This window comes from Algibacter lectus (assembly GCF_900112395.1).
GTDB lineage: Bacteria > Bacteroidota > Bacteroidia > Flavobacteriales > Flavobacteriaceae > Algibacter > Algibacter lectus.
In genome coordinates this window covers 14418-30697 of sequence record NZ_FOLN01000003.1, presented here as the reverse complement: position 1 = coordinate 30697, position 16280 = coordinate 14418, and the positions used below count along the sequence as shown (strand labels likewise).

At 33.7% G+C, this 16280-nt stretch carries 15 protein-coding genes; 5 read left to right on the top strand and 10 right to left on the bottom strand.

The annotated features are described in order from the left end of the window. Window positions 1-32: 32 nt before the first annotated feature. From BM246_RS05945 to BM246_RS05930, 4 genes are all read right to left on the bottom strand, one after another. Window positions 33-3053, bottom strand: a complete 3021-nt coding sequence (locus BM246_RS05945) for a SusC/RagA family TonB-linked outer membrane protein (RefSeq protein ID WP_081959129.1) — start codon at window positions 3051-3053, stop codon at window positions 33-35. Window positions 3054-3582: 529 nt separating this feature from the next. Next, window positions 3583-4188, bottom strand: a complete 606-nt coding sequence (locus BM246_RS05940; RefSeq protein WP_042504095.1) for an HPP family protein — start codon at window positions 4186-4188, stop codon at window positions 3583-3585. A gap of 28 nt (window positions 4189-4216) precedes the next feature. Then, a complete protein-coding gene (locus tag BM246_RS05935; RefSeq protein WP_042500705.1) occupies window positions 4217-4705 on the bottom strand; it encodes a P-loop nucleotide/nucleoside kinase family protein in 489 nt (162 codons plus the stop codon). 15 nt (window positions 4706-4720) lie between these two features. Next, window positions 4721-5779: a ferredoxin--NADP reductase gene (locus BM246_RS05930; RefSeq protein ID WP_074936483.1), complete on the bottom strand. Its 1059-nt coding sequence runs from the start codon at window positions 5777-5779 to the stop codon at window positions 4721-4723. Window positions 5780-5892: 113 nt separating this feature from the next. Between BM246_RS05930 and BM246_RS05925 the strand changes: the two genes are divergently transcribed. From BM246_RS05925 to BM246_RS05905, 5 genes are all read left to right on the top strand, one after another. Beyond that, entirely contained in the window at window positions 5893-6231 is a 339-nt protein-coding gene (locus BM246_RS05925; protein ID WP_074936480.1) for a PadR family transcriptional regulator, read from the top strand. A 19-nt stretch (window positions 6232-6250) separates the two neighbouring features. Next, window positions 6251-6949 (top strand): hypothetical protein, encoded by a 699-nt coding sequence (locus tag BM246_RS05920; RefSeq protein ID WP_074936478.1) that lies wholly within the window; start codon window positions 6251-6253, stop codon window positions 6947-6949. 94 nt (window positions 6950-7043) lie between these two features. Further along, window positions 7044-7445: a DUF2059 domain-containing protein gene (locus tag BM246_RS05915; RefSeq protein ID WP_074936476.1), complete on the top strand. Its 402-nt coding sequence runs from the start codon at window positions 7044-7046 to the stop codon at window positions 7443-7445. Window positions 7446-7453: 8 nt separating this feature from the next. After that, complete coding sequence (locus BM246_RS05910) at window positions 7454-8932, top strand: DUF5687 family protein (RefSeq protein WP_042504090.1); 1479 nt, start codon at window positions 7454-7456, stop codon at window positions 8930-8932. A gap of 9 nt (window positions 8933-8941) precedes the next feature. Beyond that, window positions 8942-9649, top strand: a complete 708-nt coding sequence (locus tag BM246_RS05905; protein ID WP_074936474.1) for an ABC transporter ATP-binding protein — start codon at window positions 8942-8944, stop codon at window positions 9647-9649. 1 nt (window position 9650) lies between these two features. On the opposite strand, the gene BM246_RS05900 is transcribed toward BM246_RS05905, so the two are convergent. From BM246_RS05900 to BM246_RS05875, 6 genes are all read right to left on the bottom strand, one after another. Then, window positions 9651-10880, bottom strand: a complete 1230-nt coding sequence (locus tag BM246_RS05900; RefSeq protein ID WP_042504087.1) for a murein hydrolase activator EnvC family protein — start codon at window positions 10878-10880, stop codon at window positions 9651-9653. Next, window positions 10877-11647, bottom strand: coding sequence for a lipoprotein insertase outer membrane protein LolB1 (locus BM246_RS05895; protein WP_074936472.1), 771 nt, complete (start codon window positions 11645-11647; stop codon window positions 10877-10879). Before BM246_RS05895 ends, BM246_RS05900 begins: the two co-directional genes overlap by 4 nt. Next, on the bottom strand, window positions 11647-13002 hold the full coding sequence (locus BM246_RS05890) for a tetratricopeptide repeat protein (RefSeq protein WP_042504084.1): 1356 nt from the start codon (window positions 13000-13002) through the stop codon (window positions 11647-11649). Before BM246_RS05890 ends, BM246_RS05895 begins: the two co-directional genes overlap by 1 nt. Before the next feature lie 194 nt (window positions 13003-13196). Next, window positions 13197-14216 (bottom strand): sugar phosphate nucleotidyltransferase, encoded by a 1020-nt coding sequence (locus tag BM246_RS05885; RefSeq protein WP_042504082.1) that lies wholly within the window; start codon window positions 14214-14216, stop codon window positions 13197-13199. A 52-nt stretch (window positions 14217-14268) separates the two neighbouring features. Then, window positions 14269-14703 (bottom strand): dUTP diphosphatase, encoded by a 435-nt coding sequence (dut, locus tag BM246_RS05880; protein WP_042504080.1) that lies wholly within the window; start codon window positions 14701-14703, stop codon window positions 14269-14271. 16 nt (window positions 14704-14719) lie between these two features. Further along, window positions 14720-16183: an oligosaccharide flippase family protein gene (locus BM246_RS05875; RefSeq protein ID WP_042504079.1), complete on the bottom strand. Its 1464-nt coding sequence runs from the start codon at window positions 16181-16183 to the stop codon at window positions 14720-14722. Between the last annotated feature and the right edge of the window lie 97 nt (window positions 16184-16280).

Genomic DNA, 16280 nt, shown 5'->3' with positions numbered 1-16280 from the left:
ATTTGTAATTTATATTTTTTTGATATTTATTTTTAAAATCCAATTTTCACACCAATAGAGAAGGTGCGTGGGTTTGGATACGCTCCAACATTAATACCTGCAGCAGTATCAACATTACCTCCTGCGTCTGCACTTGCTGGTTTAGATGTATGTTCAGGGTCATAACCCGAATAATCAGTAATTAATAATAAGTTTTGACCAGAAGCGTATAGTTTTAAATAATCAATAGAATCAACCACATTATCGAATGTGTAACCTAATGAAAGGTTGCTTAATCTAATGAAATCTCCTTTTTCAACATATCTAGTAGATCCAATTTCATTTAAACCTCCAGCAGGAATATCTGTTTCGTTTGTAGATGTCCATTGGTTAACTTGGTCAGCGGCTAAGAAACTTCTTTGGTTACCCGTATTACCAACAATAATACCTTGAACGGCGTTTAATACATCAAACCCGCTAACACCTTGAAAAAGTATGTTTAAATCCCAACTTTTGTAAGTAAGCGTATTATTAAATCCCCAAAAAGTGTCTGGTGTTCCATTACCTATATTGCCAAAAACTAAATTATTATCTTCATCTAATAAATATTTGGCATCACCTGGAACAGCAATTGGGTTGCCTGATGAGGCATCCACAGGGATGTTATCGGTAGATTTCCATGTGCCAAGAAAAGTAGTTCCCCAAAATTGTCCAATAGGTTCTCCAACCTGTATTCTGTTCCAGTAGCGTTGTTTTCCATCTACACTTTCAAAAGATCCTTGAATTTCATCAACACCACCTAAGTCTACTATTTTATTTTTAACGTGAGAGAATGTTAAGGTAGAATTCCAATTAAAATTATCATTGTTTATAATAGTGCTAGTAATAGAGATATCGAAACCTTTATTTTCAATTTCGCCAATATTTTGAGTAATGAAACCTCCTCCGTTGGTGTCTGGTACAGGGACATCTAATAGTAGGTCTTCTGTTGTTTTATTGTAGTAATCTAATGATATGTTTGCTCCACCATTAAATAAGCCAAGGTCTACACCTACGTTGGTTTGCGTTGTAGTTTCCCAGGTTAAATCTGGATTTCCATAACCATCAGGAGCAGATCCAGGAACAACATTGGCACCATCAAAAGCATATGTGCTATTTATTGTTATGGTTGGAAATGTGGTATAAGGTGCAACATTCTCGTTACCTACTTGTCCCCATCCAGCACGAAGACTCAACCCGGTTAGTACATTACCATCTTCTAATATATTGTTAAAACTATATTTAGCAGATAAAGAAGGGAAAATACCATTTCGTTTTCCTTCACGGAATTTAGAAGATGAATCGGAACGTACAGTACCTGTTAGGAAAAACTTTTGATCAAAATTATATTCTACTCTACCCATTAGAGATTCAATGGATGATTTAGTAAAATTATTATTGAAATTTCTTGCTGCGGCAAGTTCTCCCAAGTAGTATCCTAATGGTAATGATAAATCATTCCCGTTATAGGCATTCCATTTATCTTCAAAACCTGAAAATTCATAAACACCAGTTGCTTTCACATCGTGCTTATCAGCAAATACTTTGCTCCATGTAAACACATTACTTATTTGATGTATGGTTCTTTTAGTATTTCCAAAAGACACATCATTTAATGGATGATCTAATTTATAAGATTCAGTTCCAGAATTAATAGTAGTAGCACCTGCGAGTAAAGTATAGCTTAAATTATCAGTTATATCATATGTTAAGTTGAAATTGGCGTTAAGCCTATCATTTACATTTTGAATATCAGCAGTATTTATGTCCTCAACCGGATTTTGATTTAATGAGGCTAACGCATTTAGCGAGAACCTATTGTAATTACCGTTGGCATCAAATATTGGTGTTGTTGGATCCCAAGTAAGTGCTTTAACCACTAAGCTACCTTGAAATCTATTTAAGTCAACAATGTCATTTGTAGTTGTTGCTCTTGTAGTGAAAATGTTTAAACCAACTTTAAGTTTGTCTGATATGTTTGTGTTTATATTAGCACGTAAAGCATATCTTTCATAGCCTGTATTTTTTATAATACCATCTTGGTTAACATAATTTCCAGAAAGGAAGTAGTTCATATTTCCTTCAGAACCACTAGCAGAAAGTTGGATGTTGTTAGAAATCCCTGTTTGGAATATCTCTCTTTGGTAGTCTGTACCTCCCGTAGATTCTAGGTTGCTAATGTCTGCATCTGTAAAGATTCCAGAGCCACCAACACGTATTCTTCTACTGTTTTCAATTCTTGCGAAATCTGCAGCTCCAAGAACAGGTAGGTATTCAGGTACTTTTGAAATAGTTGTGAAATAATCCACATTTATTTTTGATTTTCCTTTACCCTTTTTTGTAGTGACCATAATAACACCATTGGCACCTCGAGAACCGTATATGGCCGTAGCAGAAGCATCTTTTAATACATCCATGGTAGCAATGTCATTCGGGTTAATTGTACTCAAATCACCTCCAATAATACCGTCAATAACAACCAAAGGGCTATTGTCTTGGTTTATGGAGTTAACACCACGAACTCTTACTTTAATGGCGGCTCCAGGAGCTCCTCCTTGTTTCGATACGGTTACCCCAGCAGCTCTACCAGACAGGGCGTCTTCTACTCTTGTTAGTGGTTGTTTTTCAAAAGATTTTGCAGATACTTGTGAAACGGCACCTGTTAGATCACTTTTTCTTGCAGTACCATAACCTATAACGACAACTTCATCTAGTTGTGATGAGTCTTCGGCCATAGTAACTTTAATAGACGTTTGGTTTCCTACAGTAACCATTTGCTTTATGTACCCAAGAAATGAAATCTCTAATACATCTGTAGTTTTTGCATTGATAGTGAAATTACCATCAAAATCGGTAACTGCTCCTTTTGAAGTTCCTTTTACTAGAACATTTGCTCCTGGAACACCTATGCCAGATTGATCTACAACAGTACCGGAAATGGTTTGTTGCGCTTTAGCTTCATGAAAGCCCATAAATAAGAGTAAAACCCCGAGTAAGAAGCTTCGTTTAAATAACTTGGTAATTTTGTTTTTCATAATTGTTTAGTTTAGTTATACTATTTTTGGTTCAGTGCATTTTGGTTTAAAAATGAGTGGTTATTTTTTTAATATCACTGATACTATAGTTATACTATGCAAGTACAGAATATCTGACTATTAGGAGTATAACATATGTTTTTTTTCTGGAAACAGATGTTTTTGTATGTATAACTGTTTTTAGGTTAAACTAGGTTGTTTACCGTTTTCTTGAAGAGGAAATGTTAAGCTTTTTTGTAGAACCTGAGTTTGGTATAATATTGTAGAAGAACTTAGAGCGTCTTAATGTTTAATGAGGTTTTTTAAGTTCCTGATTAAAATGAAAAGTGAAGTATGTAAGCATTTGTCTAGTTGAAATTTCCTTCAAAAATAATTTTAAATATCTGTTTATTAGCATATATGTATAAAACGAATATAGTTTTTGTAAGACAAGCGTTGATGTTAATTAAAAACAAAAACTATTAAGGAAGTAGAAGCTAGGATACTATAATCACAAAAATAAAGAACAGTATCTAACCCGTTTTTACCGTTAACCTTTTAATCCTTTACTTTTAAATGCATTTGTTAAGCTACCGTTTGTTGGGTAAGACCTATGTTTAGTCATGTTATTAAATATTAGTGCAACAACTAATAAGGTAAGTGAACCTGATAAAACAGGGGACAAAACATAAAAATATCCTAAGTTTTTTATGTTTTCAGTACCTATAATAGCAATAAGAGCAGTGGCTCCACCTGGAGGATGTAAGGTTTTTGTAAACTGCATGGCAATTATAGATGTTGCTACGGCTAGCGGTGCGGTAAGCCAAATAATATCAGGTATAAACTTAGCTATAGTAACACCAATCAATGCCGAAATTATTTGTCCGCCAATAACGTTTCGGGGTTGTGCTAACGGGCTTTGTATGGCTCCAAACACTAATACGCTCGATGCACCAAATGAGCCAATAAGAAACATGTTTTCAGTTTCTAATAAGTATTTCGATTGAATAAAGGCTATAAGTCCAATACCCGTAAAAGCACCAATAAACGACCAAAATTTCTCTCTGTAATCTACTAGGGTTTCTTTGTAGATTATATATTTCGAAATTCGAGCATTACGTTTAATTTTTTGACCAATGCGTTTTGTTTTACTCATAATGGTTTAAATACCAAAACAGGGGATTCTATTCGTGAATTATAATGCTGTCTTTCAGTTCGATAGTGGTTGGAGTTTCAAACCAAGTTTCCATAAAATCAAAATCAGTTTTGCTTACTTCAAATTCAAAAGTATTTCCTTTTTCGGTATTGCGTTTTAAAACGCGTTCGAGTCTTATGGCTTTGGGAATGTCTAGAAAATGAGTGGTTATTTGATAATTATGTTCAGTACAAAAAACTCTGAATTTTTCGCGGTGTTCAAATTTTGCAAGCCCTAGGTCTAAAATGGAGTCGATTCCTGCTTGTTCTAATTGATGTATTAAATCTAAAATCATAATTTCAGAACGCTCAATACGTTCCAAAAACCAATCTAATCCATCGGTTGCTTTTTTATCAGGAAGAAATAAGGTGTTGTTCCACTTATCAATAGAAAAAACAATAGCGTTTGTTTTTGCTTTTAAATTTTGTGCATAGGTTGTTTTCCCCGATCCTGTATTTCCAACAATTAGGTGAACCATTAATGTGTTCTGTTTTTAAACGTCATCAAAATCTACCGTAATAGAGTTTGTTGTAGGGTGGGCTTGGCACGTTAAAATTAAACCTTCGGCAACTTCACTTTCAGTTAAAATATTGTTTTGGCGCATAGTGGCTTCGCCTTCTGTAATACGTGCTAAGCAACTGCTGCAAATTCCGCCTTGGCAAGAGTAAGGCGCATCTAAATCTTCATCTAAAGCTGCTTCAAGAATGGTTTGTTTCTGCGACATTTCAAAAGTTGTACTTTCGTCGTCAACAGTAACGGTAATTTTTGTTTTTCCGTTAGAAACTGTAGCATCTAATTCAATTTCAGCAGGTTTCGAAGCTTTAAAAAGTTCGAAATGAATGCGGTTTTCATCAATATCATGTTCAGTTAAAACATCTTTCACCATGTGGATCATAGCTTCTGGTCCACAAAGGTAAAAAGCGTCAACTTCAACGTGTTTATGCTTGTTTTTAATAACGTAGTTTACAGTGCTTTTTTCTATTCTTCCAAAAATAGCATCCTCTTCATCTTGTTGGCTAAATACAAATTGAACTGAAAAACGATCTTTGTAAGCATGTTGAAGTTCTAATATTTCATCAAAAAACATTGTGTCTGCGGTAGTTTTATTACCGTAAACTAATATTACTTTGCTTAGTTTTTCTTCTTCTAAAGCACATTTTATAATACTTAAAATAGGGGTTATACCACTACCAGCAGCAAAAACGGCTATGTTTTTAGTTTTACTATCGTTAGGCGTAAAGGTAAAACGACCTTTTGGAGGTGCAACTTCTAGAGTGTCACCAACTTTTAAAGTGTTATTAGCATAAGCCGAAAAAGTACCATCTTTCACTTCTTTTACAGCAACTTTAAGTTCTCCGCTTTTAGGTGAAACACATAACGAATAATCGCGACGTATTTCATTACCGTTAATTTCGGTTTTTAAAGTAATGTACTGTCCTGCAGAAAACGAAAAAGTTTCTTTTAAATTTTCTGGTAAGTTGAAAGCAATGCTAATAGATTTTTCTGTTTCTCTATTTATGCTTTTAACTGAAAGTTTATGAAATGATGACATGGATATTAATTTTTAACAAAAATAGTGAAGCTTTAAGTTTTTGCCGAAAATTTTGGCACAAATTAACACCAAATTTTACATGCATAACTTATTTATGTATATTTGATGTAATCATGGGAAACGCAAAATTATATAAAGGCAGTCTTTCAACTATTATTTTAAAGCTTTTAAACGAGCATGAAAAAATGTATGGTTATGAAATTACTCAAAAGGTAAAAGAGATAACAAAAGGAGAACTTAAAATTACCGAAGGTGCTTTATACCCATCTTTACATAAGCTTGAAGCTGAAGGTTTACTAGAGGTTGAGGTTTTAAAAGTCGATAACAGACTCCGGAAATATTACAAATTAACCGAACAAGGTACTCAAGAAACAGTTAATAAACTTGAGGAACTAGAACGCTACATTAAAACCATGCGTGCATTGGTAAATCCTGAATTTAGATTTGATTAATAACAAAACCTTAGACGTCATGGAACTTAGCGAAAGGAATATAGAAAATTTGTATCAGTTTACAAGAGACCATTTTGTAGAATATTACGATTTGCAAACAGAACTTGTAGATCATTTAGCTAATGATATTGAGGCTATTTGGGAGCAGGAACCTAATCTGTCTTTTGTAAATGCTCGTGAAAAAGCCTTTAAGAAATTTGGTGTTTACGGGTTTAGTGATGTGGTTATCCATCGAGAACGTGCTATGACTAAACGCTATTTTAAATACTTATGGCGCGAGTTAAAAATATGGTTTTCATTGCCTAAGATAATTATAACATTGGCTTTAAGCATTTGCTTTTATACCTTACTTGTTTCTCAGTTTTCTGAATACTTCATCTATATTTTTTACGGAATTCTTGCAGTTTGGTGTACATATAAAAGTTTTATGTTGAATAGAAATTTTAAAAAGAAAAGTAAAGCCTCTAAGCAAAAATGGTTGCTAGAAGATTTAATTTTTAAACAGGCTGGAGGATTTGGAATGGTTTTAATTTATTACAATATTAATTTATTAAACAGTACAACACCATTACATCAAACAAAATATTTGGTTATTGTGATATCTGTATTATTGAGTGTTACCTGCTTATTGGCCTATATTAGTCTAGAATTAATTCCTAAAAAATCTGAAGAATTGCTTGAAGAAACTTATCCGGAATATCACTTACAAACAACTTAGAAGATTATTTTTCTGCATTCTTTGTAACAATTTCCCTAAATTTATTACTAACAATCATAATTCAATATATACAAACTATTAAACTTCAATTAAAATGAAAAAACTACTATGCATTGGCTTATTTATGCTAACACTTGCAATACAAGCTCAAGAACAAAGCGATTTTAAAAAAGAAACTATCGAGTTTATTAAAATTACAGGTGCAGGTTCTGCTTTCGAAACGGCCATTGCACAACTAGGTATGATGGTTCCAGATGAAAAAAAAGACGCTTACACTAAAGAAGCAAATGGCACTTTAGATGGTTTGTACGATAAAATGGCAGATTTGTACATGGGTGAATTTACACAACCAGAAATACAAGAATTAGTTAAATTTTATAATACAGATTTAGGAAAAAAACTAGCATCTAAGCAATTAAACCTAGCACAACGCGGTATGGCTATGGGGCAATCTTGGGGAATAGAAGTGCAAGGTATAGCGGCAAAATATAATTAATTGCTAGCATGATTAAACTATTTTTAAGTTTAGAATGGAAAGCATTTTTTAGATCTGCCGATTTTGGTAAAGGGCTTGCTTTAAAAGTTTTAATGGGCTTTTTTGCACTGTATTTGGTGGGTATGTTTTTGTTAATAGGCATTGCTGTTTACCCTTTTTTGAATGATAAATTTCCAGATCAGAATCCATTTTTAACCGTAAATAGTTTTTTGTTTTACTGGGTGTTGGGCGATTTGGTGTTTCGGTTTTTTATGCAGAAACTACCAGTAATGAGTGTTAAGCCATTACTTACCCTACCTGTTAAACGAAGTCAAATTGTAAATTATGTATTGCGAAAATCGGTGTTTTCATTTTTTAATGCATTGCCGCTTTTCGCAATTATTCCTTTCGGAATTACTTTAATATTCAACGACTATCCAACAACGTCTGTTTTGTTTTGGATGCTTGCATTGATTATTACAACCTTAATAATTAATTTTTTAAACTTCATTATTGAAAGCTTTTCTACACAATACGAGCTTTCGTTTTTACCAATAATAGCTTTGGTTGTCGCTTTATATGCCTTAGACTATTTTCAAATTATTTCTTTAAGCATTTTAGTTTCTAGTGGGTTTCAAGCTATTTATAACACGCCTTGTTTTATTGTAATACTCATTGCGGTTTTAGTTGGGCTTTATTTTTTCAATTTTAAATTACTGAAACAAAAACTGTTTTTGGATAGTGGTTTAAAAACTAAAATTAAGGAAGTACAAACCTCAAATTTAGACTGGACAAGAAACTTTGGAGATGTGGCGCCTTTTATGCAATTAGATTTAAAATTGTTATGGCGAAATAAACGTACCAGATCTTCATTATGGATGCTAGCCATGGGGTTATTATACGGTTTGATGTTTTATCCAGATCAGAAATATATGGAAATGCCTTGGATGTATGCCTTTGTTGGCATTTTTGTAACAGGTATCTTTTTAATTAATTTCGGACAATTTATTCCGGCCTGGGATAGTGGATATTACAAACTCTTAATGAGTCAAAATATTAAGTACGAAAATTATTTAAAGTCCAAATTTACCTTAATGACGTTAAGTGTTATTATCCTCTTCGTGCTAAGTATTCCGTATGTGTATTTTGGATGGAGAATTTTATTAGCACAATTTGTAGCGGCCATTTATAACATTGGTGTAAATACCCATGTAATTTTAATTGGAGGCTCGTACAATAGAAAAAAAATTAACCTCGATCAAAAAGCAGCTTTTAATTTCCAAGGAACTGGGGCTGTGCAATGGTTAATTGGTATACCGCTTATGTTTGTGCCTTTGGCCATATTCGGTATCACGTATGCTATTAGTAGTTTTGAAATAGCATGTTTGGTGTTGGGCTTATTAGGTGTGATTGGTATTTTGCTTCATCAAAAAATAATGACATTTATTACCAATAAATACGTAAACTCCAAGTATAAAATGATTGATGCTTTCGATCAGGATAATTAAAAATATATTATGATAACAACATCAAATTTATCGAAAACATACAACGGAAATCAGGTTTTAAACATTGAATCTCTAGATATCCCAAAAGGGCAGAGTTTTGGCTTGGTTGGTAATAATGGCGCTGGTAAAACCACGTATTTTAGCTTGCTTTTAGATTTAATTCAACCTACTACCGGTTTTATTAAAAGTAACGATGTGCAGGTAGATAAAAGTGAAGATTGGAAACCGTTTACATCAGCTTTTATAGACGAAACCTTTTTAATTGGGTATCTAACACCCGAAGAGTATTTCTATTTTATAGGAGAACTTCGGAATCAAAATAAGGCCGATGTGGATGCGTTGGTTGCACAATTTTCAGATTTTTTTCACGATGAAATTTTAGGGAAAAAGAAGTTTTTACGCGATTTAAGTAAAGGGAATCAAAAGAAAACCGGTATTGTAGCCGCATTAATTGGCAACCCTGAGGTTATTATTTTAGATGAACCTTTTGCAAACCTAGATCCAACTACACAAATTAGACTAAAAGGCATTATTAAAAACCTTGCGGAAAAACAGGGCGTTACCGTTTTAGTCTCTAGTCACGACTTATCGCACGTAACCGATGTTTGCGAGCGCATTGTTGTTTTAGAAAAAGGAACGATAGTAAAAGATTTACAAACCAGTGAAGCCACCTTAAAAGAGTTAGAACTACATTTTTCGGGTGGGGCAGAGGTGTAGTTTACATTTTATAAATCCAACTCGATGGATTTTGTGTGTCCGTATCTTTGGAAATTACAAAGCTCAAAATGGTTTCTCCTGTTGAAGGGTTGGTAAATACCTCGCCAATATCTTGTTTGGTTGTTACTTTATCTCCTGCTTTTACGTAAATTTTAGATAAGTTTTTATAGTACGTAATGTAATTTCCGTGCTGTATAATTACAAACGGATTTACATTTTTGTTGGCCACTACGCCAATAACTTCGCCATTAAAAACAGCTCTAGCTTTAGCGCCCTTTTCGGTTGCAATACGTACACCGTTACTGTTTATGGTTAACGATTTTATTACGGGGTGTGGTTGCTTACCGTAGCCCATTTGTACAACACCTTTGCTTACTGGCCAAACTAATTTACCACGGTTGGCTTCAAAGTTTTTGGCTAAGGCTAAGCCTTCTGGTGTTAATGCAAATGTTTTTGAACTCGAAGATTTTCCAGCCTTTTTATTAGATTTAGCAATAGCGGCTCTAATAATTTTATTTATTTCGGCGTCAATGCGTCGGGCTTCTTTTTCTTTATCTTTAATTTGATTGGCGTAGCGCGAAATATTACTCTGAATTTCTTTCATTAAAGCCTGTTGCTGTTTACGCTCGCTTTCTAAAGATTTTTGAGTAACCTTATTTTCAGCAATTAAATTATTTTTCTCCTCCTTTTGCTTTAATAAGTTGGTGTTTATGTCTTGTAGCTCCTTTGTTTTTGCCTTTATAGTCTCACCTTGTTTTTTTTGATGATCGGCATATTGCTGCATATACTGCACACGCTTGTAGGCTTGCTTAAAATTATTAGACGATAATAAAAACATAATCCTACTTTGCTGGTTTTTGCTTTTATACGACTTAACAATCATAGCAGCGTATTCTGCCTTCAATTGTTTGAGTTCGTCTCTTAAACTCGTTATTTTGTTCTGATTCGTGTTTATTTCACGTGTTAATAAGTTGGCTTGGCGGTTGGTTACTTTTATCAAATTATCCAACACATTTATTTTGTGATTAAAATCTTCAATTAAAGAAAGTTTCGATTTCGCTATCGTTTTATTTTCGGTACGTAATTCGTTTATTTTCTGAATTTCGCGACGCAGCTCTTGGCGACGCGTTTCTAGCTCTTTTTGTTTATTGTTTTGAGAAAAACTAAGAGAGCTACAAAGCAAAAAGCCTAGTAGAAAAATTATTTTATATGAAGATTTTCCTAAAATCATTCCAATTCAATTTTTTTGAAACCTGAAGGTATCTTAAACGGAAAACGTAAGTCTTCGTTTAATGTAACACTTTTAAATTCTAAATTTATAATGGTTTCTTCGTTGCCTTCTACAGCAATAACTTTTATGTTTTCTGGCAGTATTTGTTTCTCTACTTCCTGATGTGATAAATAATCAATTTGTAGATGTCTCAATTCTTTAGGCTGACTTATTTGTTGCGATTTCACTTTAAAAAGAGAAGGGTCTATTAAAAAGAAAATCTCAAACAAAAGCTGTTGTTTCTTAGGTTGCAGAATATAAGTATCATCGTTAACCGAAGCCGTATAACTTCCATTTTTTAAATCGAAAATAGCATCACCTAAAAGTAAGTTTTGCACCTTTTTAAAATCTAATTCCGTACCCAATAATTTACTTAAATATGAAAAATCGCCTTCAAAATAAGTGTTGTCTAGTTTATTATAAAATCCAACTTTTTCTGGAGTTATCATCGCTCTAATAACAGAAAACGGTGCGTTCATCCACAGTACTTCATCTTTTTTCGCTCTAAAGCTAACGCTGTTGGTTTGCGATTTTCCGTTTTTATTAAAGTTAATTCTAAGTTTAGCTTGTAATGTTTTAAAATCCGGACTCTGCTTGCTGTTTTCTTTTATAACCGCTTTGGTAGATAGGCTTAAATTATCAGCGCCACCAGTAACCGTTCGTGCAGATTTACAGCTAAAACTTAAAAGCAGAATAATGCCAAGAACGTAATATATAGGTTTGTTCATTAATTTTTTAATTTTTGTGCCTTATCACTAAACGTTTGTGCTTTGGCAGTATTGTTTAAAAGCGTGTAAGCTTTGCTTAATTGATTGTAAAAATCGGCCTCCATTCTAGCATCATCAATAATATAATCTAATCCAATTTCTAAAGCTTCAATAGCTTCTTTAGGTTGGTTGAGGTTATTTAAAGCCACACCATTTACTAGATATAATAAAGGCTGCGATGGATATTTTTCTAAAGCTACGCTGCTTTCTGCTTCCACGACTTTAAAGTCCTGCAAATCTATTTTAAGCAACAAAATATTTTTTAAAACGGCAAAATTATTACTGTCTTGCTCTAGTGCTTTTTCAAAATATTCTAAAGCTTTAGTTTTGTTATTTTTAGATAAATAATATTGCCCCATTTCTAACAGCGATTTCTCGTTGTCTTCTTCGGTGACCAAAGCTGTAGCTTCTAGTAAATCGGACTCATATTGTGGATTTTGCTTAACAAAATTAACAAAGTCAGATAATACTTTCACCTTAGCTTCGGGCTTTATTTGCGTGCTTTGCACAACAACCTTCATCGATTCTATAGCTTTATCCGCATTGTTTTCATCTAAATAGAATTTGTACAAAGCCAAATGTACAAGCTGCGAATTTGGGTTGTTTTCAAGAAGTTCCTTTGCGGTTTCAAAAGCTTTTTCTTTATTATTGTTTTCGCTGTAGCGGAAAATTAAAGCTAAATAGTTCGATTCTTTATCCGGATTGTTTTCAACCCGAGATTCTAAATTTTCTATTTGATCCTTTTTTCTACCCGTAGCTTCGTATGCTATATTTCGCATGCGATCTCTATCTATAGAAACACCAAACTCGGTATCCAACTCATCTAAAAGCAGCAGGGCTTCATCATAACGCTTTGTTTTTACGTAAAGTGATGCCAAATCCTCTTTATAATCTGGATGATAACTAACTAATTGTTTAACCGTTTTAATGGCATTATCCAAATCGTTTTGTCCAGCATAAAAGCCATAAAGCTCATCTAGAAACCATTCATTATCTGGTTCTAAATCGACTGCTTTTTTTAAAGACTCTTCGGCAGCATTATAATTTTTAAGTTTATAATAGCTTTTTCCTAATTCAAAATGTAAAACAGGAATAGATTGGTTTAATGCAATACATTTTTGAAAACTTTCTGCAGCACGATCGAAATTCTCAATACTTTTTTGCTTTAAAGCTTCGTAAAATAACTCCTGAAAAGCATCTTCATTATTTCCTAAATCGTCGTCGGGACGTTTATTTAAATCTACTTGTGCATAGTTTATCTGCGGAAGTAAAAACATTCCGAAGAGAAAAAATAATATGTAGATGTTTCTTTTCATTACTTTTAATTTGGGCGTTACCTAAAGGTCGGGCTTTACGTTACAAGTCCTCGCACCTCCTCACGTCGGGCTGTGGGCTTTTCTCTGCAATCCCTAACGCTAACTAGTCCGCGGTAATTACGCTTTGGTGGTCAGTCAAATAATATCTATGAACATTATTTGATAAGATTCCCCCCTTTCGAGGGAATTAAAATTTATTCTAATACTGAATAGTCACCAATACTAATGCTTGTAAAATCCCCATCGTATTTCACGTGATTTCCAATCATAGCATTATCCAAATTCGCATTTTTAATAGTCGAGTTTGTTTGAATTAAACTGTTTTTAATAGTCGAATTTTCTATAACCGTATTGTTTCCGATAGAAACAAAAGGGCCTACAGTCGCATCTTTTAGCACAACATTTTCACCAATAAAACAAGGTTCTATAATGTTAGAGTTTTCTAGTTTAGCCGATGTTGCAACTAATTGCTCTTCGCCATCAGCTTTTAAAAAGCCTAACATACGTTGGTTAGTTTCTATAGTAATGGCTTTGTTTCCACAATCCATCCATTCATCAACAGTTCCGGTTTTAAATACTTTACCGTCTGCCATCATGCGTTTTATACCATCGTTAATTTGGTATTCGCCACCATTCATAATATTTTCATCAAGAATTTCTTGAAGTTTTCCTTTTAAAACAGCAACATCTTTAAAGTAATAAATACCAATTACGGCCTGGTCGCTAACAAAAGATTCTGGTTTTTCAACAAGTTCAACAATCTCTTGGTTATCGTTTAATTTTACCACACCATAAGCCTCTGGGTTTTTTACTTGCTTGGTCCAAATAACACTATCGGCAGCCGGATCTAAATCGAATTCAGCACGAATTAAAGTATCGGCATAAGCAATAACTGCAGGGCCAGAAAGCGAAGGCTCTGCACACATAATAGCGTGGCCAGTACCTAGCGGTTTATCTTGACGGTAAATAGAAGCTTTTGCGCCTAAGTTTTCGGCAAGGGATTTTAAGCTTTCTACAACATCGTCTCCAAACCAAGCAGGATCGCCTAAAACAAAGGCAATTTCTTCTATGGGTTGTTTTAAAACTTTGGCGATATCTTTTACCAAACGGTGTACAATAGGTTGTCCGGCAACTGGAATTAATGGTTTTGGTACTGTTAAACTATGTGGGCGTAAACGCGATCCGCGTCCTGCCATTGGTACTATTATTTTCATATTAAGTAATTTTTTCATTTCCGCGAAGGCGGAAATCTATTTTTTGTTCTTTTTATTTCACACCCGTACTTCCAAACCCACCTTCGCCTCTTGAGGTTTCAGATAATTCTTCAACAGATATCCACTCCGCACGTTCGTGTTTTGCAATAACGAGTTGTGCAATGCGTTCACCGCTTTCGATAACGAAATCTTCATTAGAAATATTAACTAAAATAACTCCAATTTCTCCACGGTAATCTGCATCAATAGTACCTGGAGCGTTTAAAACGGTTACACCTTTTTTTGCGGCCAACCCACTACGTGGACGAACTTGAGCTTCAAAACCTATTGGTAATTCAATAAATAAACCTGTTTTAACAATGGTTCTTGCTAATGGTTTTAAGGTAATAGCTTCTGTTATATTTGCGCGTAAATCCATACCGGCCGATGCTATGGTTTCATAGTGCGGTAACTCGTGGTTAGATTTATTTATTATTTTTATCTGCATCTGTTTTACTTACGTTTTACTTCGTTCTTAAGATTTTTTTGATGTCATCTTTCTCTGAAAAATAAACGATTCCCAAAAATACAATTAACATTGATATGCCTACAACATAATTACCTCTAAATTGATAAAAGGATAATATGGATAGACCAATGGAGAGTATTAGGTACATCAGTATTTTTTTTAGGTTGTAGGGTATAGGGTAATATTTTCTTCCGTAGTAATAAGATAAAATCATCATAACAGCATAGGCAGATAGCGTTGCCACTGCTGACGCCTTGTAACTGAATTCTTTGATGAATATAATATTTATTACTAATGTTATTATGGCACCAACAATAGAAATGTATGCTCCAAATTTTGTTTTATCGGTGACTTTATACCAAACAGATAGGTTATGATAGATACCTAAGAAGAAGTTGGCCATTAAAATTATTGGTACTACCCACATAGCCTCCCAATAATCTTCACTTCTAACAATTATAGGTTTCAATATATCAGCAAAAACCACAACGCCTAATAAAATTATAGATCCTAGCGCAATATAGAATTCTAATATTCTGGCGTAATTTTTTTGCGGATTTAGGCTTTTAGCATGGCTAAAAAAATAAGGCTCGATACCCAATCGGTAAGCTGTAGCAAAAAGTGTCATAAACAAGGCGAGTTTGTAACATGCCGAATACATACCGATATCTACATCGGCAATATGTTTAGGAAGAAGTTCTTTTAGAAGAATTCTATCAAATGTTTCGTTAATCGAAAATGCTATTCCGGCAATTAAAACTGGATAGGCGTAACGCATCATACGTTTCCAAAGTTCTATGTTGAACACGTATTTAATTTTCGTGTAAAACGGAAGCATTAAAAGAAGTGTTATACCACTTGATATAAGATTTGCTATGAAAATATAACTGATTTCAAAATTTTCTGTATAGATGCTATTGAAAAAAGAAAAGTTATGTGATAAATCTTTCAAAGCTAAAAGAAAGAAGAGGTTTAAACCTAAGTTTATGGCGACATTTAATATTTTGATAATTGCGTAACGCATGGGTTGTTGTGTGGCACGTAACCAAGCGAAGGGTATAATAACAAGAGCGTCACAAAGTAAAATCCAAATAACGATGTTAATATACTTAACGTCTATATCTATAAATGAAGCGATTTGATTTTGAAAAATAAGCGCAATGATAAAAAAGCTAATAGATGATATAACCAAAGATATGGTAGAGGTGCCTGTAACGCTATTTTTATCATCGTCCTTGTTGAAAAACCTAAAAAAGGCGGTTTCCATACCATAAGCTAAAATAACGTTAAATAGAACAAAGTATGAGAAAATCACCGATACTTCTCCATATTCACTTACGGATGAAAGTACACCATCGCTTGTGTAAAGTGGTACAAGCATAAAACTCATCATTCTTGGTAAAACCGTGGCTAAGCCATAAATGAATGTTTGCTTGAAAAGTGATTTTAGTGCGCTCAATACTAGTTGTTTTATGGTGTTAAAAGTACGTTTTTAGTGAATGCCATGCAAAGATAAGTTATGGCATGTTTGATAATTGGAATAGCTTTTTACTACG

Coding starts and splice junctions, on each gene's coding strand:
- BM246_RS05945 (WP_081959129.1), bottom strand. CDS start 3,053: ATGAAAAACAAAATTACCAAGTTATTTAAACGAAGCTTCTTACTCGGG.
- BM246_RS05940 (WP_042504095.1), bottom strand. CDS start 4,188: ATGAGTAAAACAAAACGCATTGGTCAAAAAATTAAACGTAATGCTCGA.
- BM246_RS05935 (WP_042500705.1), bottom strand. CDS start 4,705: ATGGTTCACCTAATTGTTGGAAATACAGGATCGGGGAAAACAACCTAT.
- BM246_RS05930 (WP_074936483.1), bottom strand. CDS start 5,779: ATGTCATCATTTCATAAACTTTCAGTTAAAAGCATAAATAGAGAAACA.
- BM246_RS05925 (WP_074936480.1), top strand. CDS start 5,893: ATGGGAAACGCAAAATTATATAAAGGCAGTCTTTCAACTATTATTTTA.
- BM246_RS05920 (WP_074936478.1), top strand. CDS start 6,251: ATGGAACTTAGCGAAAGGAATATAGAAAATTTGTATCAGTTTACAAGA.
- BM246_RS05915 (WP_074936476.1), top strand. CDS start 7,044: ATGAAAAAACTACTATGCATTGGCTTATTTATGCTAACACTTGCAATA.
- BM246_RS05910 (WP_042504090.1), top strand. CDS start 7,454: ATGATTAAACTATTTTTAAGTTTAGAATGGAAAGCATTTTTTAGATCT.
- BM246_RS05905 (WP_074936474.1), top strand. CDS start 8,942: ATGATAACAACATCAAATTTATCGAAAACATACAACGGAAATCAGGTT.
- BM246_RS05900 (WP_042504087.1), bottom strand. CDS start 10,880: ATGATTTTAGGAAAATCTTCATATAAAATAATTTTTCTACTAGGCTTT.
- BM246_RS05895 (WP_074936472.1), bottom strand. CDS start 11,647: ATGAACAAACCTATATATTACGTTCTTGGCATTATTCTGCTTTTAAGT.
- BM246_RS05890 (WP_042504084.1), bottom strand. CDS start 13,002: ATGAAAAGAAACATCTACATATTATTTTTTCTCTTCGGAATGTTTTTA.
- BM246_RS05885 (WP_042504082.1), bottom strand. CDS start 14,216: ATGAAAATAATAGTACCAATGGCAGGACGCGGATCGCGTTTACGCCCA.
- dut (WP_042504080.1), bottom strand. CDS start 14,703: ATGCAGATAAAAATAATAAATAAATCTAACCACGAGTTACCGCACTAT.